Here is an 18823-nt window from a genome sequence, read left to right on the forward strand (position 1 = left end):
CCAGCGGGTATACGCTCGGCTTCCATGGCTTTCGAAGTCAACTGCGGCAAGTGCGGCGCGCGCTTCACGCTCCCGGACGATCTGTACGAGCGCAAGGTCCGCGGGCGCGTCGTGACCATTCGCTGCAAGAAGTGCCGGGCGGACATCACCGTCGACGGCACCAAGCACGAGCCCGCAGGCGACATGACACCGACCGTCCCGCTCTCGGGACCCGGCTCGCTGCCCGCCGTCGGGGGACTGTGGGTCGTGAGCTTCGGCGACGACGACGACCGCGAGCTCACGGTCGGGCAGGTCAAGAAGGCGCTCGAGAACGGCGAGATCAACCGCGAGACCTTGGTGTGGAACACCAGCCTCGACGAGTGGCTGATGCTCGGCGAAGTGCCGGCGCTCGCGGAGCTTGCTCCCGAAGACGAGGTGGGCGGCTTCTTGGGCACGGGCGTCGCGGTCGGCTCGGAGGCGGAGCTCTTGGGTGACGACGAGGTCGGCCCGTTCCGAAGCGTCGGCGCCGGCACGATGAGCGATCGCCCGGAGCTCGGGGAGCCCGCCGCCAAACCCGAGCCGCAGCCGGCGGACGCGACCAAAGAGCCCCCACCCGTGGAGGGAACTCCCACGCTGCCGCTCGCCGTGCCCCCCGCGAAGCTCGACGGCCCCAAGGGAGGCGAGACTCCGTCGAAGCCGCCGCCGAAGCCCGAGAAGAAGCTCCCGACCGCACCGCCGAAGGTGCAGCCGGCATGGCTCAGTAGCGCGCCGCCGAAGCCGCCGCCGGCGACGGAGGACCCGGATCTGCCAGAGGGAGAAGAGGTCGCACCGTCCAGTGGAACTCCCGATCTGCGCACGCTCATGACCGGCTCGCTGGTGCCACCGAAGGAAGAAGTCGGCAGCAAGGACGAGTCGGTGTCCGAGGACATCTTCGCCATCGGCGGCGGCGGGATCGCCGCTCAGCTGCCGACCATCGACCTCACCAACATCGAGCCGCCTCCGCCCTCGTCTGACCCAAAATCCTCGCGAAAACGCCGGGACGACGACGCACCCGCCAGCAGCGATCGGCCGCGCGCGAAGACGAAGAAGGCGGAGTCCAAGACTGGCAAGACCAAGCGGCCGCCGCCTGCACCGAGCGGCCGGCAGGACAAGAGCGCCAAGGCCGCAACCGCGGAGGAGGAGAAGAGCGGCTCGCCCGCGATGTGGATCGTCCTCGCGCTCTTGGGTGCAGTCGCCGTGTACTGGTTCTTCCTCCGCAGCCCGGACGGCGCCGGCTCGACTGAGCCCACGCCGCGGCCGACGGCGGAAACTCGGACCGACCCCACACCCCAGCCCACGACACCGACGACGGTTCCCACGGTCTCGCCAGCCGTCGTCGACTCCGGTCCCAGCGAAGACGCAGCGACGGTAAAGAAGGAAGAGAAGCCCGTCGAGAAGGTGGAGCCGAGAGAGACGCCAGTGGCCAAGGAAGAGAAGCCGCCCGTCAAGGAAGAGAAACCACCCGTCAAGGAAGAGAAACCCGCAGCAGGCACCGGCGGCACCAGCGGCGAGGTCGCGATGGCGCCGCCCTTCGACGCGAACGCAGCTCGCGCCGCCCTCAACTCCGCCGCCGGCGCGGCCTCCGGGTGTCGCCAGGAGGGCGATCCGTCGGGCACCGCCACGGTCGTGGTCACCTTCGCCCCGTCCGGGCGCGTCACCAGCGCCAACATCAGCGGTCCTCCCTTCGCCGGCACCAAGACCGGTGGCTGCATCGCGGGCGCCTTGCGCGGCGCCAAGGTGCCGGCCTTCTCGGGCGAGCACGTGACGGTGAGCAAGACCGTAGTCATTCAGTGACACTCCGCATCCGCACCGCACTTCCGGCCGACGCCAGCCTCGTGCTCGGCTTCATTCGCGAGCTGGCCGAATACGAGCGCGAGCCCCTGGCCGTGGAGGCCACGGCGGAGACGCTGCGCGCGCAGCTCTCGAGCGCTGTCCCGCCCTTCGAGTGCCTGATCGCCGAGCTGGACGGCAGCGCCTGCGGCTTCGCGCTGTTCTTCCAGAGCTACTCGACCTGGCGAGGGCGCCCGGGGCTCTACCTGGAGGATCTCTTCGTCTCCGAGAGCCGACGCGGGTGCGGCGTGGGCAAGGCGCTCCTGTCCAGGGTGGCTCGGATCGCCGTCGAGCGGGGCTGCGCGCGGCTGGAGTGGGCCGTCCTGGACTGGAACCAACCGGCGATCGACTTCTACCGAGCGCTCGGCGCCGTCCCGATGGCCGAGTGGACGGTGTTCCGCCTGACCGGCGACGCGCTCACCCAGGTCGCGGGCGGCTGAGACGTCAGCGGCAGTCGGAGAAGACCTCACTGAAGAGCGCGGCCGCGACGACTTCGTGTCCCTGGGTACCCCAGTGGATGTGGTCGTTCGGGAAGCGCCGGTGCTTGGGACACAGGAGATGGCTGTCTCCGCAGCTGAGCCGGCCGTGGATGTCCACGGCGTGCTCCACGTTGTCGACGACGGCCTGCTCGAGGATCCAGCCGTTCAGCTTCTCGGTCGCCTCGACCCTCCTGTCCTGAACCCCGCGGAGCCGACCCCAGGGAGCCAGCGTGAGCGCGACCACCGACACTCCCCGCGCGCGCGCCATGCGGTACATCTGCGTCAGGTTGCCCTTGATGCGCTCGATGCTCGCGTCCCGAGGCGTCGCCGCCGCGAGGTCGTTGACGCCGCCCAGGATGACGACGTGCGTGTAGCGCGGACGCTTGTTCCAGGGCGTGCTCCGCCCGAAGAGGTCCTCGGTCAGGCGCCAGCGCATGTGATCCGTGCGCTGTCCGCCCACGCCGTAGGCGTCGAAGCGACTCTCCGGGCAGCGCTCGCCGAGCAGCTTCATGTACTTCCCTCCGCCGGACCGGGTGTCGGTCAGGGAGTCGCCGATGGCCGCGACCACGTAGCGCCGGCCGGCGGGCTCTTCCGCCCGGCCCGGTGCCGAGAGCACCAGCACGACCAAGACGACGGTGGCCGCGAAGAAAGCGCGCACTACACTGACCAGCGTAGCGCTCCGGCACACACCCGCCCAATTTCCCGGGTTTTTCTCGGTCGGGCGCGCTAGGCTGCCGCCCCCAGAGGAGTCATAGCCATGGCCGTCGCGTACATCATCGATGCAGTCCGAACGCCGCGCGGGCGCGGCAAAGCTGGAAAAGGCGCCCTCTCCGGGATCCACCCGCAAGAGCTGGTCGCCCAGACGCTGAACCAGCTGGCGAAGCGCGTCGATCTCCGACGCGAGGACGTCGAAGACGTGATCATCGGCTGCGTCTCCCAGGTCAAGGAGCAAGGCGCGTGCATCGCGCGCAACTCCATCCTGGCGGCAGACTGGCCGGAGACGGTGACCGGCGTCACGCTGAACCGCTTCTGTGGCTCGGGCCTTCAGTCGGTGAACTTCGCCGCGATGGGCGTGATGAGCGGCCAGCAGGACTTGGTGATCGGCGGCGGTGTCGAGAGCATGTCGCGGGTCCCGATGGGCTCGGACGAGGCGATGATCGACGGCCTGAACCTCAAGCTGCGCAAGCGCCTGTTCCAGGTGCCCCAGGGCATCAGCGCCGATCTCATCGCGACCATCGACGGGACGACGCGCGAGGATCTGGACCGCTTCGCGGTGACGAGCCAGGCAAACGCAGCGCGCGCCGTTCAGGAGAACCGCTTCGCCAAGAGCCTGTTCCCGGTGGTGGACGACGACGGCAAGGTCGTGCTGGAGAAGGACGAGCACCCGCGGCCGGGTGCCACGCTCGAGAGCATGGCGGGCCTCGAGCCCTCGTTCACCATGATGGGCTCCGCCCCGTTCGGCCCGAACGGCGAGACGCTCGATCAGCTGGCCCTCCAGCACTACCCGGAAGTGAAAGAAATCCGGCACGTTCACCACGCGGGCAACTCGAGCGGCATCGTCGACGGCGCGGCGCTGGTCCTCCTCGCCTCCGAGGCCTACGCGAAGAAGAGCGGGCTCAGGCCGCGAGCGAAGATCCGCGCCACGGCGACCTACGGCGCGGAGCCGGTGATCATGCTCACGGCCCCGACGCCGGCTTCGGAGGCCGCGCTGAAGAAGGCGGGGATGAACGCGAAGGACATCGATCTCTGGGAGATCAACGAGGCGTTCGCCGTGGTCCCGCTCAACACCATCCGCCGGCTGGACATCGACCCGGCGCGGGTGAACGTGAACGGAGGAGCCATCGCGCTCGGCCACCCGCTGGGTGCCACGGGCGCCGCGTTACTCGGCACGGCCGTGGACGAGCTCGAGCGCTCCGGCAAGGCCACCGCGCTCATCACGCTCTGCATCGGCGGCGGCATGGGCATCGCCACGGTGATCGAGCGAGTGTGAGCTGACTCCCTCTGAAAAAATCGTCGGCGCCGCGCTGAGGGCGTCGGGCGAAAACGCGACTCTCGTCGCGCTCGACTACCCGACGAGCGGGGGTTGGGGCGGGGATGGGTGCGACACTCTGCGACCCCAGCGGGCGCCGACTCAGGGAACCTAAGTCCAAGCTCCGCGATGCGCCACCCCCCTCGGCTGGGCGCAGGCGAGATCCAGGCGCGCCCGGCAAATTTCGCGCAGGGACCGACCCGTCAGTCGAACGGCGGACCCTTCACGTCCCCGCCCCCGCCGGTCAGGTCTTTCGCGCTCTTCTCGCGGGCTTTGACCTGCGAGGCCTGCGTCAAGATGTCGGGGTTCACGGCGATCTCGTTCTCGTAGCCGCTGACCGAGCCGTGACACCCACCGCACATGCCGTTGAACAGATCGCGGCGGAAGGACTGGCGCACCCACTCGCCCGGGTAGAACTGCATCTCCTCGCGCTGGAAGTGCTTCGAGGCCTCGCTCTGGCCCGCGAGCTTCGCGTGGGTCGCCAGCGTGACGGGCACACCGCCGGGGATCTGCACCTTCAGCGAGCCGTCCTCTTCGAGGTCGGAGGCTCCCAACATGCGGCGCCGAATGTAGAGCTCGCCGTACTTGTCCGAGGTCACGAAGGCTCCGCCCTGCGCGTAGCTCGTGACCCCGGGCTCCGGCGGCAGGTTCTCCCAGATCTCCACCGGGTAGTTGCCGGCGATGGGACGACCCGCGCGCGTGTTCTGGAAGAGCAGCGTGGCGATCATCGGCAGGTCCACGAAGGTGATCTCCGAGAGGCTCTTGTGGGAGTCATCGGTGTAGACCGTCGTCGCTCCGTTGGCCTCGTCGATGCGGGACTTGAACACGCCGCGGTCCGCCCGGGCGTAGACGGCGACCGGCCAGATCAGGTCTGCGCTGCCGTCGGAGAGCAGAGGCGTACGCTGCCCGGTGATGGGATCGACGACCACCAGCTCGAACTTCCCGTCGAATGCGGTGACGTCCACGACGTTCGGGGCGTAGCTGACCAAGATCTTGCCGTTCGGCAGCGGAGCGGGGCTCCGGTAGGCGCCTTGTGTGGCACCCCTCCCCGTGGCCGCCGGGTCGATGATCTTGATCGAACGCTGGAAGAACTGCGGGTTCGGCCAGTCCATCGCCGCGGGATCTTGGGCGTACTCGTCCGGGTTCTTGCTCGGCTGGTCCACGCCGATGCTGCGGTTGATGACCGCCAGGGTCCCGGCGCCGTGTACCGCGCCCTTCTCACTGAAGATCGCCGCCAGGTTCTTGTCCGCGAGCTCCACGACGTCGGTGAACTGGTTGTAGTCGATGGTGCCGCGCTGGCCGAACAGCGGGTGGTAGTCGCCGCCGTCCAGGTTCAGCCGCCGGCCCGCCAGCTGGTAAAACCCGGGAGCGCGCTTCTCGGTGATCAGGATCAGGCGGCCGTCTCCCATGAAGCTGGGCGAGAGCTCCTGGTTCAAGAGGAAGGTCAGCTGCCGGATCTTGCCGCTCTCGGACACGTACAGGTTCGTGTTCAAGCGCGACGGATCCGCCGGCGTCCGCGTCGGGCCCTTGTAGCCGAAGACACCCACGTTCTTGGTGTTGCCGCGGGTCGAGGTGAAGACGATGCGCCCGTCGGGGGCGAAGGCGGGATCGAAGTTGTGGACTCGCTCGCCGTTGTCGGGGACCGGGTTGCCCTCGTCGTCCACCGGTGGTGCGTTGATGGTCGGGTCCGGCGCGCAAGTGGAGCCATCGATGACGTAGACGCGGAACGCCTCGCTGTCGGAGCTTCGGGCCGAGAACGCGATCTTCTTCCCATCCCAGCTGACGGCGGGCCGACGCACGTCGGCGTTCGCGACGTTCAGCCCGCAGCCGCCGAGCAGGCTCACGGGGGAGCCGGCGGTGACGTTTCCAGCAGCGTCGAGCGACGCCGTCGCCTGCATCAGATCCGCGCCGGGCGCGAACTTCTCCCAGTCCTGCGGCGTGTCCGGCTTGGGCGCCGGCGGGCGCTTCACGTATACGATCGACGACAGCGGCATGGCGCCTTGCATGCGCACCGAGCGCTCCTTCTCGATCCAGGCGACGATCACGCAGTAAGGCGATTGCGCGTCCAGCGGCCCGGTCTCCGCGGCGGTGAGGTCGCACGCTGCCGGGTCACCGGCGCCGGCGAAGAGCGAGCCTCCGCGGTGCAGGATGCCGCCGCCCGTGGCGGAGGGTGACAGGTTCTTGCGCATGATGCGCCCGACGTTGGGATTGTCCGACTCGAGGGCGACCTGCTCCAGACTGAGCTCGTAGTTCCGGCGCGTGGCAGGCAGCCCGAAGTGACCGCCGCTCCCGCCGCGCAGCCGGTAGTCGTGGAACAGGGACGCGGAGTGGCAGCCGAGCATCATGCAGCCGCGCTTGACCAACATCGGCTGCACGCGCTTGGCGAAGAACAGGAAGCCCGGCTCCGTCGGCACGTTGCTCGGACCTCCCTTGGCCTGCGCCCAGCTCAGGATGGCCTTGTAGCCGTCGTCGTCCGGCGACGAGAAGATGGCGCCACCCTCGTGATAAGTGCCGCCCTGCGAGGTCGAGAGCACACGGCGCAGGATCTCGCTCTGCGTCGCCTCCACCGAGACGTAGTTGCTGGCGGCAAAGTAGTTCCAGCGCGCCTGCTCCGCGGTGCTGCCACAGGTCAGGTAGAGCGAGTTCGCGGGATTTCCGTGGCAGTTGCCCGCCGCGCAGTTCTCCCCGAGCAGGCCGTTCACGCTCGACGAGAACTGGGCGAAGTCCTGGTCGGCTGGATCCTTCGTGGCGTCGAACAGCGGATCGATCCCCAGCGTCTCGCCGCACGGCGTCTTGGCGTACTCCTTCTGCTTGGGCTTGGCGTTGTTCTCGGTGGCGCCGTTGTCGATCCAGCGCTCGAGCTGGGCGTACGAAGGGCTCGTCACGTCGAGCAGTGAGCCTCCGGCGTGCGCGACGTCGGTGGTGATGATGAGCGCTTCGTTGTCCCAGGAGGTCAGGCGCAGCGAGAACGGCGGAGCCACCTTCAAGAGCAGACCGGGGATCCCGTACGGCCCGTAGTCGACGAGGAGATCGCGCCGCAGAGCCAGCGCGTCGTAGCTCTCGACGCTCAAGTTGCCGAGCGCGTTGCCGCGATCGTCTGCATTGACGTGACAGCTCGACTTCGCCGGGCTGGTCGCGCACGAGCTCTGCAAGATCGGTCCGATCTTGCGCTCGTAGAACGTGCTCGACGCGGGACGTTCCTCCTTGCCACAGCTGGTGGCACCGCCGAGAGCCGCGAGCAAACCGACACCGAGCAGAAAACGCGGGGCTGACATTACAGCGCGGATTTTACCATCACGACATGACGGAAATCATGTCGGATCGCAGAAAAGAGCGAGGGACTTCGGCGGCGTCCCGAGAACGCAACACGCGGAGCCGACGACGCGTCTCGGCCCGATTTCGCCGTGAGACGGGGTCGGGCCGAGCGGGCGGCGCAGTGTCTCAGAGCCGACGCAGCGCGATGGCGGCAGCATCGCGGACGAACTGGTTCGGATCACTCTGCGCGGCCTTCACCGCGTCCTTGGCCGCGGCGTCGGCGATCTTGCCGAGGGACGAGACCGCCGCCGCGCGCACGCCGGCATCCGGCTCGGTGGCGGGCGAGGTCAGCGCGATCAGGCCAGCTACCGCGTCCTTCGCGCGCAGCGTGCCGAGCGCCTCCGCCGAGCGCTTGCGAACGCGCGGCGACTCGTCGGAGATGCGCTTCACGACCGCGTCCACTCCCGTGAAGACGTTGACGCGAGTCGAGGCGAAGAGCGCCTCCATGCGCACGTCCTCGTCCTTGTCGGCGATGGCCGCGGCGAGCTCGCCGTTCGGGCCCTGGCTGTTGATGCGCCAGAGCGCGTAGGCCGCGGACTTGCGCACCTTCGGCGACGGATCCGACGTGAGCGCGGTCGCGATGACCGGAATGCCCGGAGCCGCCAGGAATTCGCCCAATGCCTCGACCGCGTAGGCGCGCTTGGTCTCGCTGGCAGCGCCGTCAGTCACGGTCTGGAGCGTCTGCTGGTAGATCTGACCCGGCCCGAACACGCCGAGGATGCGGCGGCGCAGCCACCAGGTGCTGATCTCGCGAGTCCGCTGGTCCGAGTTGTAGATCAACTTCGACACCACCGGGATGCAGTCGAGGCACTCGACCTTCTCGCCGTGCTCGAGCCGCGCCCAGATCTCGGTGGGCGCCAGGTTCCCGTTGCCCACCTCGCGGATACCTTCCGCGGAGGTCGGGTCTTCGAGCGAGATCGGGTCCAGGTTCTCGTACACCTTGGAACGGCCGTTGAGCACGTTCTTCGGTGCAGAGTCCGCGATGACAGCGCCGGTGACGAGCAGAGTGGCTCCGGCGAGGAGAGCGCCCAGGGTCGTGCGAATGGTCTTCATGACTTCCTCCGTTGCTCCTCTAGCTCACTTGTATCCGCCGCCACCCGCGAGCGGGTCGGTGCCGAAGGGTTTGAACCCGGTGTTCTGGCGGGCGTAGTACTGGCCGCCCATGTCGATGGCTCGGATCAGCATCGCGCGTTCCTCGCGGGTGAGCGTGCCGCCCACGTCTTCGGGGTGCAGCTTGCGCGTGCCGCCCTTGATGCCCGGGTCGCTGAAGGCTTCACCCAGCTTCCAGGCGGTCTTGTTCGGATCCGACGCCGAGGTCATGTTGAGCTTCTCGATCAAGGCGCTGTTGCGCGCGTCGCTCGGGAGCGCCCACTTCGGCGGCACGGTGCCGGCGACCTGCATGTCGTCCATGCCCATCTCCATCGCCGCCGGGTAGAACAGCGAGACGTAGCTGGCGGGGTAGGTCCCGACCATGTTGTCGTACATGACCGTGATGGGCGTGGTGCCCAGGTCGAGCCGCGGGATCTGGTAAGGCGTGCTCTCGCCGGTCAGCTCGTTGGTCATCGTGACGGTGTAGTACTCGGTGGTGCCGGCGTTGTGGCAGGACACGCACTTGGCATCGAGGATCTTCTGGATCTCGTTGCCCTCGAAGCCCGCGTCGGCCTTGTACCAGGGGTACTCGACGCGCTCGTTCACCGGTTTGTTGAAGTTCATCGGGTGACCAGCCGCGCTCGGGTCGCCCTTGCCGGCGGCCGTGGTCAGCGCCTGCTGGCTCGGGAGCACGGGGCTCTTGCGGCTCTCGTGGCAGCCGCCGCACACGCGGTCCTCGCCGGGCATGCCCTGGATCCACAGCGTCTGGTTGCGGATCGCGAGCTCGAACTCGTCGATGGCCTGGAGGTGAACCGGGACGTAGGGCGGGATGGCCGCAAGCCAGGAGCCGTCGTCGTAGACCTCGGCCTCGCCGAGCACCGCGGCGCCTTCGGCCATGGTCAGACCGAACATGGTGACGCCGGTCGCGGCTTCGCTGGAGAAGCCCTCGATGATGCGGACCTTCTTGGCGTGCTTGAGCGCCTCGCCCATGTCCGTGCCGTCGAATTGAGCGCCGGAGACGCTGTCGCCGTGCAAGCTGCCTAGCGAGGTCTGCTTGATGTCGATGGAGCCGAGCACTGCCGGGATGGTGGAGTCGGGCGTGTCCTGGATGGAGCCGATGATCGGCGGGGTATTCCGCTTGACGACGGCCTTGGCGTAGATCTCCCAGGTGCCTTCGTAGTTCTTCACCAGCTGGTTGGTGCGAGTCGCGGGGTCGTAGATGTAGACGCCGAAGTCGGGCGGCGTCTGCGACAGCTCGTTCATGTCGTTGACGAAGCCCTTGGCCCAGCCGGTCAGGACGCGGCCGTCGGGCAGCACCGTCGGGGCGCGGTAGCGGCCGACCGGCGACGGGGAGTTGCCGCGCGGCACCGCCTCGGTGAGCACCTCGTACTCCGGCTCCTCCTCGTAGAAGGCGCTGGGGTTGTCCGGGTTGCGGGCATCGATCTTGATCAGCGCGCCGGACTGGATGGTGCGGTTGCGCGAGGTGCCGATGGCGACGAACACGTTGGGCTCGTTGGTCTCGACCGCCTGCACCAGCGAGTTGGACGGCTTGCCGTGCTGGCCGCCGATTGCCACCATCTGCGTGCAATCGGGGTTCGCGGCGAACATCTTGGCGTCGTTGACGTTCTCGAGGTGCTCCCACCGCGAGAAGCCGACGCGCCCGTCCTTCATGGCGAAGGGGTTCACGGTGTGCGACAGGTTCTGCGAGCAGAGCTTGCGATCCGCGTCGCCGCCGGTCACGGTGACGAACGCGAGCTGCGACACCACGCGGCCGTGGTTGTACTCGTCGGCGCGGGTGCCCATGTCCGTGTAGCCCTGGTTGGTCACGAACGCGATCTTGTCGCCGGGGAGCCAAGCCGGCTGCACGTCGTCGTAGTCGCCGAAGGTGAGCTGGTGGATCTCGAACTTGCCGTCGGCGTTGCGCGTGAGGCTCGCCCAGTAGATGTGATAGTTGTCGTCGCCGTTCTGCTTCATCGAGAACACGACCTTGTTGCCCTCGAAGTTCAGGTCGAGGCCCGAGATGTCCGCGGTCTTGAAGTCCTCGATGATGTTGGCGACGTCGCCGGACGCGAGGCTCAGGAGCTCGAGGCGGCCGCCGGGCACGAAGCGCAGGTAGTCGAGCACCTGCCCCATGCCGCCGGCCACGTTCACGCTCCAGGAGCCGTCTTCGTTCTGGAAGGTCGTCTGCCGCACCGCGTAGACGAGCTGCTTCACGTCCTTGATCGCGGGCCCTTCCGATTCCTCGCTCTTGTCACTGGCGCAGCTCGCGCCGGTGAGGCCGAGCGCGACCAAGAACGGGAGGGTCAAAGCGCGAAGCACGCGACGACGGGGAGAGGTGTGAGCCATGGGTTTCCTCCGAGGGGCCTTGCCCCAAGGCTTCCCAAAGCAGGTTCCAGGCCACCCGAGAATTGCGCGAGATCCGCTGTGAGAGACCCTCGCACCGCGGGGGCGGGCCCCCACTCGCGCCCGCCGAGATGGGGGCGGTTCCCCCCTAGCTGCGCGCGGCCCCTCACCCCTACAGTGCGGAGGTGGACATCAAGTGGGACGAACGTGGGCTGGTGGTCGCAGTGGCCCAGGACCGCCTGACCGGCGAGGTCCGCATGGTGGCGTGGATGAACGAGGCCGCCCTCGCAGCCACTCGAGAGACCGGCTTCGCGACCTTCTTCAGCCGCTCGAGGAGCGAGCTCTGGCAGAAAGGCTCGACCAGCGGTAATCGCCTGCGGGTCCACGCCATCACGGCCGACTGCGACGGTGACACGCTGCTGCTCTCGGTCGATCCCCAGGGCCCTTCCTGCCACACGGGGCACCAGAGCTGCTTCTTCCAGCCTCGCGATCCAGCGCCTTACCTGCTGGAGCTCGAGGCCGTGATCGCCGAACGGGCGAGCAGTACCGGGGAGCGGAGCTACACGCGGTCTCTGCTCGACGCCGGAGTCGCCAAAATCGGCGACAAGCTCGACGAAGAGGCCAACGAGCTCGGCCGGGCGCTCGCGGACGAGACCCGCGAGCGAGTCGCGTCGGAAGCCGCAGATCTGCTGTTCCACCTGCTCGTGGCGCTGCGCGCCAGGGAGGTTTCGCTTCGCGAAGTGGTTAGCGAGCTCCAGCGGCGCGCCGGAACCAGCGGTCACGACGAGAAGGCCTCACGCGGCGGCGGGGGCGCCGGCCCACAGCGGGTTTGACCCTGCTGCAAGTGGCCGATATTGTGGGCTCCTCGCGTTTGCGCCACCGGTCGTGAGGGGCCGGATTACTCCCCGCGGAAAGTACGAGATGAAGGTACTGGTCTTCGAAGCGGACGCCGAATTCGCGAATCAGGTGAAGGACGGGCTCGCATCCATGGGTTGCGAGACGACGATCGTCGACGAGGCGAACGTGGGCCTGCAGGCTGCGGCCTCCAACAAGCCCGACTTGATTCTGCTCTCGATCGAGCTGCCGAGGATGAATGGGTTCTCGGTCTGCAACAAGCTCAAGCGCGACCCGGCGCTCAAGGACGTGCCGCTCATCATCATGAGCAGCGACTCGACGGAGGAGACGTTCGAGCAGCACCGGCGCCTGCGAACGCGGGCCGAAGACTACGTGCACAAGCCCATCGCGTTCAGCGATCTGATGGGCCGGGCGCGAGCGTTCGTGTCGCTGCCGGAGGCAGGCGCGAGCCACACCGAGCCTCCCCCCAGCGACGACATCGTGATCGACGACGAGATCGTGCTCGACGACGCGCAGCCGCTCGCTGGGGACGAGAGCACTGTCTCGAAAGAAGTCGAAGGTGACATCTCGAGCTTCGCCGACCAGGCCTTCGACTCCTTGCAGAAGCCGAGCGAACCGGCGCCTGCCCCGGAGCCTCCGCCGGCAGCCGCGGAGCCGGAGCCCGTCGAGCCCGAGCCCGGGCCGGTGCCGTCGGCGCCTCCGCCCCGCACGCCGTCGATTCCGCCACGTCCCGCCGCAGACCCCGGCCTGCAAGCGGAGGTCGAGCGGCTGCGCGCCCGCGCCGCCGAGCTCGAGGCCGAGCTGAAGTCGGCGAGAGAGAAGACCAACGAGCTGGAGGACGTCGCGAGCCGCGAGGCCGGCAAGGACGCCGAGGTCCAGCGTCTGAAGCGCGAGCTCGACGAGGCGAAGGCGAAGGCTTCCTCGGCGACGAAGAGCGGCGGCAGCTCCGCCCGCGAGTTCCTCGACCTGCGCGAGCAGCTCAACAAGAAGGACAAGGACCTGCTCGAGCTCAGAGAGCAGGCTACCGGCAAGGACAAGGAGCTGATCGCGCTGCGCGACGGCTCTTTGAAGCTGGAGCGCGACAAGGCGGACCTGAACGACCGCATCGCCGAGCTCGAGGGCCAGCTCTCGGACACGCAGAGGTCGCTGGATGCGACCCGCGCCGACAAGGAACAGGCCAGCAAGCGCGCCGACGACTTCAAGCGCAAGAGCGAGAAGCTGCAAGGCGACCTCGAAGCCAAGGGTCACGAGCTCGACGATGCGAAGGAGGCCCACGCTCGCGACAGCGCGACGCGGGACGCCAAGGACGCCGCGGCCCGCGCCGAGCACCAAGAGCAGCTCGAGGCAGCGGAAGCGAAGCGCAAGGCCGACGTCGCCGAGGCCGAGGAACGAGGGCGCCAGAACCTGGCGCAGGCCGTCGAGGAGACCAAGCGCGAGGCAGCGGAGGCGCAGGCGCGGGCTCTGGAGGCCGCGGCCGAGGAAGCGGCGCGCGCGCAGGCCGACGCCATCGCGCAGCGCGAGGCCGAGCTGAAGCGAGAATACGACTCCAAGATGGCTGCTCTGCATCGCGCCAACGAAGACGCGATGAACAAGCTCAAGGCCGAGCACGCGCAGTCCATGGACGACGCGGCCGCCGCGGCCGACAAGCGGCTCAGCGAGCGCGAAGCGGAGCTCGCCGCAGCGCGAGCGGCGTCCGAGGCCGAGCTGACCGAGGCGCACGACGCCACCAAGGCAGACCTGGCGGCCACTCGCCAGAAGCTCGCGGACACCGAGCGCGCGAAGGAGGAGAGCGAGGCCAGCCGCGACGCGCAGATCGCCTCGCTCAAGGGCGACCTTCAGCAGCGCACCGAGCAGCTCGACGCCGCGAACGCGACCATCCGCGAGCGCGACGACAAGATCGGCAGCCTGGAGAGCGACCTGGCACGCGAGCGGAGCGAGCACGCGGCAGCGCGCGAGACCATCAGCCAGCGTGACGGGCGCATCTCGCAGCTCGAGGCCGAGCTCGCCGCTACCAAGGGCGACCTGGATCAGACCGCCGGCAACCTGGCGGCCGAGTCGCGGCGCCTGGAGAAGGCCCGCGCCAAATGGGGCGACGACAAGGCCGCGCTCGAGCGCGCGAAAGACGCTCTGGCGGCGGCTCTGTCACAAATCGAAGACGCCGAGAACCGACCCTTCGACTGACGACTTCGCCACCGCGCGGCTTGCTACGCGGGATCGGCAAGCGCTAGCGTCCCGGACCGCGTGCCGCGCTATCGCTGGGTCGTCTGGGGCCTCACCTGGCTCGCGTACGCCTCGTATTACACGGGGCGCAAGGGTCTGAGCGTCGCGAAGAAGTCCCTGCACGACAGGCTGGGGATCTCCGAGGGGGCGCTCGGCGCCATCGACACCGCCTACCTCGCGTCCTACTCGCTCGGGCAGTTCCTCAGCGGTTACCTCGGTGACCGCGTCGGCGCGCGGCGCCTCGTCGGCGCCGGAATGCTCGCCTCGGCCGCGGCGTGCGCGGCGTTCGGGGCCTCGAGCTCTGCGCTCTTGTTCGGCGTGTTCTTCTGCTTGAACGGGCTCGCCCAATCCACGGGTTGGCCGGGCACGACTCGGTCCATGGCCGAATGGACCACGAAGGAGAACCGCGGCACCGTCATGGCCTTCTGGGCCACCTGCTACCAAGTGGGTGGCATCGTCGCGACCGGGCTCGCCGCATTCTTGCTCGGGCGCTACGGCTGGCGCGCCGCGTTCTTCGGCCCGGCGCTCTGGCTCGCGATCGTCGGCGTGGTCGTGTTCATCTGGCTCGCCCCGGGACCCGAGAGCGCCGGCAGTGCCGAGAGCGTCAGCCGAGCGCGCCGGGACGCGCAGCGCGACGTGCTCAGAAACCCCGTGCTCTGGTGCTACGGCGCGAGCTACTTCTGCATCAAGTTCATCCGCTACGCGCTTCTGTTCTGGCTGCCCTATTTCCTGGCGACCAAGCGCGGCTACGGCGAGGAGCAGGCCGGCTACGTCTCGATCGCCTTCGAGGTCGGCGGCGTGGTCGGTGTCATCGCCTTGGGCATCGCCTCGGATCGCCTGGTGAAATACTCGCGCTCGCTCTTGTCGGCGGTTGGGCTCGTGGCCTTGATGCTCGCGCTCCTCCTGTACACCCGGATCGGCGCGAGCTCGACGCTGGCGAACGTGGTGGGCCTCGCGCTCATCGGCGCGGCCTTGTTCGGCCCCGACGCGCTGCTCTCGGGAGCCGCGTCGCAGGACGCGGGCGGCCCCCACGCGGCCGCGACCGCGACCGGCTTCGTGAACGGCGTGGGCTCCATCGGCGCGGTGCTGGTGGGCCTGGTCCTGCCGGTCGTCAGCAAACGCTACGGCTGGGACGCGGTGTTCCAGCTTTTCGTCGCCCTCGCGCTGCTCGGGGCGCTGTGCCTGGTCCCGACCTTGCGCCGCGGGCCTTCGCCGCGCGCCGCGTGATCAGCGCTCGAAGCGCCGCCACTCGCCGCCGATCAGGCGCTCGTGGGGCAGAAAGCGCGCCTTGTAGCGCATGCGCTCGCACTCACCGATGTACAGGCCGAGGTACAAATAGTCGAGGCCCCAGTCCAGGCACAGCTCGACCTGCTTCATGATCGAGAACGTGCCGATGCCGAGGTTCTCGTGAGCCGGATCGTAATAGCAGTAGACGGCCGAGAGGGCGGTCTCGGCCCGATCCGTCACCGCCACACCCACCAGCGAGCCCGCGAGCAGGTAGCGCAGCTCGAAGGACTCGCAAGAGGACGCCACCAGAAAATCCGTGTAGTCGGCGGCCTCGATCTGCCTGGGCTCGTCCGACAGCCCGCGCCCGAGCTTGTGCGCGTTGTAGAGCTCGACCCGGCGGGCATCCATCACCGGCGGTCCGATCTCCACCGTGAGCGCGCGCGACCCGCGCCGCACGCTGCGCTCGAGCGAACGACTCCGGTGGAGCTCGCGCACCGGGATGCGGATCGGCTCGCACGCCTGGCACTCCGGACACTCGGGCCGGTAGAGCACGAATCCCTGGCGGCGATCCCCGGAGGCGAGGCGGACGTCGAGCTCCCGGCGGCTCAGCTCGCGGATCGGCAACCGGAGCGGCAAGCGCGCCGTGCGCTCCGGCAGGTAGGGGCAGCGGCTCGGCTTGTCGAGCACCAAGAGCTCCGGCGGCTCACCCGGCAGGAGCGGAATGCTCATGCGAGCTTGGCACGCCGCGCCCAGCGCGGCGCCTGTTCGCGCGCCACGCGGACGACGCGCTCGGCGTCGAGCGTAGCGAGCTCTCCGTTCTGCACCAGCGGACGTCCCGCCACGAAGACGTGCTCCACGTCCCGCGCCTGCGTCGCGTAGACCAGAGTGCTCACCGGGTCCGGGGCCGGCGCGACGTGGGGTCGGGCCAGGTTCACCACCACCAGATCCGCGCTCTTGCCCACTTCGAGCGAGCCGATCTCGTGCTCGAGGCCGAGCACCTTCGCCCCCTCGATGGTCGCCAGGCGCAGCACGTCGCGCGCGGGCAGCACGCCCGGCCCCGCCTTGGCGCTCGACACCAACGCCGCGTGACGCATCTCGAGCCACGGGTCGAGGTTGTTGTTGCAGGGCGCGCCGTCGGCGCCGAGCCCGACGGTCAGCCCAGCCGCTCGCAAACGCGCCACGGGGGCGATGCCGCTGCCGAGCTTGAGGTTGGCGCTCGGGCAGTGAACGACGCTGGTGCCGTCCTTCGCGAGGGCGCGCATCTGGGACGCGGTGAGCTGCACGCCATGGGCGATCGACGCCCGCGATCCAGAGAAGCCCCAGCGCCGGAGCAGTACCACGTCGTCGGCGCCCAGGGCGCTCCGCACCGCCGCGCGCTCCCCAGGGTGCTCCGCGGCGTGGGTGTGCATCACGGCGTTCGAGGCCCGCGCGCGCTCGGCAGCTCCGCGGATCAGCCGCTCGGAGCAGGACAAGATGAAGCGCGGGATCCAAGCGTAGTGCACGCGTCCCGAGGGGTGATCCGCCCAGCGGCGCTCCAGGCGCTCGGCGTCCGCGAGCGCGCGCGCGCTGCTCTCCAGGAGGCGCTTCGGCACCCCGGCGCCCGAGTCCATCAACGTCTTGCCGCCCACGACGCGGATGCCGGAGCGCACGCAAGCGTCGAACACGACGTCGTGATGGTGCACGGTCCCGAGATCGAGCAGGGCGGTCGTGCCTGCGAGCAGCATCTCGGTCAACCCGAGCTCGGCGCTCGCCGCGATGCTGGCCTCGTCGTGCGCGGCCTCCAGCGGCCAGATGCGCTCCTTCAGCCAGGTGAGCAGCGGTAGGTCGTCCGCCATGCCGCGCCCGAGCACCTGGCACAGGTGGACGTGGGCCATCACCAGCCCCGGCAGGACGACGCGGCCCTGGGCATCCAGCACGCGGACGCCCGCGGGCGCTCGGACGCGGCCCAGCGCGGCGATGCGGCCGTCGCGGATCAGGAGGTCGCCGGTGAGGACCCGGTGGTTCGCGTCGCAGGTGACCAGGGTCGCGCCGCGGACGAGCGTCGTCGCGACCTGGGTCATCGGCGGAACACGAACGCCTCGGGCAGGAGCTCCCGCAGCGTGGTCTGCTTGCGAGCCGTCGGCGTCGTGGAGACGACCACGGCGTCGGGCCCGAACTCCTGGATCACCTGCCGGCAGATGCCGCAGGGCAAGGCCGGCGCGTCTGCCTCTGTGTACACGGCGACTGCGACGATCTCGCGCTCGCCGGCGGCCACCGCCGCGGCGACGGCGTTGCGCTCGGCGCACACCGTGGCGCCGAAGCTCGCGTTCTCGACGTTGCACCCGACGTAGGTCTTGCCGCTCCGGGCCCGCACCGCGGCACCGACGCGAAAATCCGAATAGGGCGCGTGCGCGTGCTCGCGGACGCTCCGCGCCAGGCTCTCGAGCGCCCCGAGGTCGAGCTCCGTCATGCGCCGCCGCCCACGATGCTGGCCGCCCGCTCCACCCACTTGCCCAAGAGCGCGGTGAAGCGTTCGCGGGTCTTCTTCGCCGTCTCCTCGACCTCCGAGTGATCGAGCAACGAGTCGGAGAGTCCGGCCCCCAGGTTCGTGATGCAGCTCATGGCGCCGACCCGCACGCCACGATGGCGCAACACCAGCACCTCGGGGACCGTGCTCATGCCGACGGCGTCCGCCCCCAGAGTCTTCAGCATGCGGATCTCCGCCGGCGTCTCGTAGCTCGGCCCGAGCAGCCCCGCGTACACGCCTTCCTGAAGCTTCACCCCGAGCTCCCCGGCGATCCCGCGCGCCGCCGCGCACAGCTCGGCGTCGTAGGCGCGGGTCATGTCGGGGAAGCGCGGCCCGGCGCCATCGTCGTTGGGTCCGACCAGCGGGTTTCGCCCCATCAGGTTCAGGTGGTCCACGATCAGCATCAGATCGCCCGGCGAGAAGCCGGCCTTGACCCCGCCCGCCGCGTTCGTCAGCAAGACCGCCCGACAGCCGAGCTCCGCGAGCAAGCGGACCCCGAAGGTGACTCGGTCGAGGTCGTGCCCCTCGTAGGCGTGCACGCGTCCTTGCAGGCAGGCGACCCGAGCCGCCCCCACCCGGCCCAGGCAAAGATTGCCCGCGTGCCCCACCACCGAGGAGCGGGGCATGTGCGGGATTTCCGCGTAGGGCAGCTTGACGAGGTCGGCGAGGGAGTCTCCGAACGCGCCGAGGCCGGACCCGAGCACGACGCCGACTTCGGGGTTTGGAGCGCCGAGGCCCCGGACCCGCGCCGCGGCTTCGGCGAGCTCGCTCGAGAGCGCGGTGGACATGCTGCGAAGACTCCCCGAACCGGGCAGTGGGACAAAGCGGATTCTGGCGCTACCGCCCTCGGCGCGCATGCTATGGTCCGCGCCCCTCGCCGCCGGGCTGGCGGCGCTCTCTTCCGGCGGCTTT

14 protein-coding genes are annotated in these 18823 nt (G+C 69.2%); 6 read left to right on the top strand and 8 right to left on the bottom strand.

Going from position 1 to position 18823, the window contains the following annotated elements:
• Positions 1-24: 24 nt before the first annotated feature.
• Entirely contained in the window at positions 25-1812 is a 1788-nt protein-coding gene (locus tag HS104_17535; protein MBE7481767.1) for a DUF4339 domain-containing protein, read from the top strand.
• Complete coding sequence (locus HS104_17540; GenBank protein MBE7481768.1) at positions 1809-2288, top strand: GNAT family N-acetyltransferase; 480 nt, start codon at positions 1809-1811, stop codon at positions 2286-2288. The genes HS104_17535 and HS104_17540 overlap by 4 nt, the downstream gene beginning before the upstream one ends.
• A gap of 4 nt (positions 2289-2292) precedes the next feature.
• On the opposite strand, the gene HS104_17545 is transcribed toward HS104_17540, so the two are convergent.
• Positions 2293-2985 carry an SGNH/GDSL hydrolase family protein gene (locus HS104_17545; GenBank protein MBE7481769.1) on the bottom strand — a complete coding sequence of 231 codons (693 nt, stop codon included), beginning with the start codon at positions 2983-2985 and terminating at the stop codon, positions 2293-2295.
• A gap of 99 nt (positions 2986-3084) precedes the next feature.
• Between HS104_17545 and HS104_17550 the strand changes: the two genes are divergently transcribed.
• Complete coding sequence (locus HS104_17550) at positions 3085-4317, top strand: acetyl-CoA C-acetyltransferase (protein ID MBE7481770.1); 1233 nt, start codon at positions 3085-3087, stop codon at positions 4315-4317.
• 242 nt (positions 4318-4559) lie between these two features.
• On the opposite strand, the gene HS104_17555 is transcribed toward HS104_17550, so the two are convergent.
• From HS104_17555 to HS104_17565, 3 genes are all read right to left on the bottom strand, one after another.
• Positions 4560-7631, bottom strand: a complete 3072-nt coding sequence (locus HS104_17555) for a PD40 domain-containing protein (protein ID MBE7481771.1) — start codon at positions 7629-7631, stop codon at positions 4560-4562.
• Positions 7632-7797: 166 nt separating this feature from the next.
• Entirely contained in the window at positions 7798-8724 is a 927-nt protein-coding gene (locus HS104_17560) for a HEAT repeat domain-containing protein (protein ID MBE7481772.1), read from the bottom strand.
• A gap of 24 nt (positions 8725-8748) precedes the next feature.
• Complete coding sequence (locus tag HS104_17565) at positions 8749-11106, bottom strand: hypothetical protein (GenBank protein MBE7481773.1); 2358 nt, start codon at positions 11104-11106, stop codon at positions 8749-8751.
• Positions 11107-11288: 182 nt separating this feature from the next.
• Here HS104_17565 and HS104_17570 point away from each other — a divergent pair, with 182 nt between their 5' ends.
• The 3 genes from HS104_17570 to HS104_17580 all read left to right on the top strand — a co-directional run bounded on the left by HS104_17570 (position 11289) and on the right by HS104_17580 (position 15405).
• Positions 11289-11936: a bifunctional phosphoribosyl-AMP cyclohydrolase/phosphoribosyl-ATP diphosphatase HisIE gene (locus HS104_17570; GenBank protein ID MBE7481774.1), complete on the top strand. Its 648-nt coding sequence runs from the start codon at positions 11289-11291 to the stop codon at positions 11934-11936.
• 88 nt (positions 11937-12024) lie between these two features.
• The gene (locus HS104_17575) at positions 12025-14139 is read left to right on the top strand and encodes a response regulator (protein MBE7481775.1); all 2115 of its coding nucleotides are present in this window, start codon (positions 12025-12027) and stop codon (positions 14137-14139) included.
• Positions 14140-14199: 60 nt separating this feature from the next.
• Positions 14200-15405 (top strand): MFS transporter, encoded by a 1206-nt coding sequence (locus HS104_17580; GenBank protein MBE7481776.1) that lies wholly within the window; start codon positions 14200-14202, stop codon positions 15403-15405.
• Here the strand turns inward: HS104_17580 and HS104_17585 are convergent, their stop codons facing one another.
• Genes HS104_17585 through HS104_17600 form a run of 4 tightly spaced genes read right to left on the bottom strand, consistent with a single transcriptional unit; the run spans position 15406 to position 18699 of the window.
• On the bottom strand, positions 15406-16134 hold the full coding sequence (locus HS104_17585) for an arginyltransferase (protein ID MBE7481777.1): 729 nt from the start codon (positions 16132-16134) through the stop codon (positions 15406-15408).
• Entirely contained in the window at positions 16131-17465 is a 1335-nt protein-coding gene (locus tag HS104_17590; GenBank protein MBE7481778.1) for an amidohydrolase family protein, read from the bottom strand. The genes HS104_17585 and HS104_17590 overlap by 4 nt, the downstream gene beginning before the upstream one ends.
• Positions 17462-17854, bottom strand: coding sequence for a cytidine deaminase (locus HS104_17595; GenBank protein MBE7481779.1), 393 nt, complete (start codon positions 17852-17854; stop codon positions 17462-17464). Before HS104_17595 ends, HS104_17590 begins: the two co-directional genes overlap by 4 nt.
• Positions 17851-18699: a purine-nucleoside phosphorylase gene (locus HS104_17600; protein ID MBE7481780.1), complete on the bottom strand. Its 849-nt coding sequence runs from the start codon at positions 18697-18699 to the stop codon at positions 17851-17853. The genes HS104_17595 and HS104_17600 overlap by 4 nt, the downstream gene beginning before the upstream one ends.
• Positions 18700-18823: the final 124 nt, after the last annotated feature.

The organism is Polyangiaceae bacterium (genome assembly GCA_015075635.1).
Lineage (GTDB): Bacteria > Myxococcota_A > Polyangia > Polyangiales > Polyangiaceae > JADJKB01.

Bases quoted from the DNA above. Each gene is read 5' to 3' on its own strand.
- HS104_17550 (MBE7481770.1), top strand. From the start codon at position 3,085: ATGGCCGTCGCGTACATCATCGATGCAGTCCGAACGCCGCGCGGGCGC.
- HS104_17585 (MBE7481777.1), bottom strand. From the start codon at position 16,134: ATGAGCATTCCGCTCCTGCCGGGTGAGCCGCCGGAGCTCTTGGTGCTC.
- HS104_17560 (MBE7481772.1), bottom strand. From the start codon at position 8,724: ATGAAGACCATTCGCACGACCCTGGGCGCTCTCCTCGCCGGAGCCACT.
- HS104_17555 (MBE7481771.1), bottom strand. From the start codon at position 7,631: ATGTCAGCCCCGCGTTTTCTGCTCGGTGTCGGTTTGCTCGCGGCTCTC.
- HS104_17565 (MBE7481773.1), bottom strand. From the start codon at position 11,106: ATGGCTCACACCTCTCCCCGTCGTCGCGTGCTTCGCGCTTTGACCCTC.
- HS104_17595 (MBE7481779.1), bottom strand. From the start codon at position 17,854: ATGACGGAGCTCGACCTCGGGGCGCTCGAGAGCCTGGCGCGGAGCGTC.
- HS104_17590 (MBE7481778.1), bottom strand. From the start codon at position 17,465: ATGACCCAGGTCGCGACGACGCTCGTCCGCGGCGCGACCCTGGTCACC.
- HS104_17535 (MBE7481767.1), top strand. From the start codon at position 25: ATGGCTTTCGAAGTCAACTGCGGCAAGTGCGGCGCGCGCTTCACGCTC.
- HS104_17600 (MBE7481780.1), bottom strand. From the start codon at position 18,699: ATGTCCACCGCGCTCTCGAGCGAGCTCGCCGAAGCCGCGGCGCGGGTC.
- HS104_17575 (MBE7481775.1), top strand. From the start codon at position 12,025: ATGAAGGTACTGGTCTTCGAAGCGGACGCCGAATTCGCGAATCAGGTG.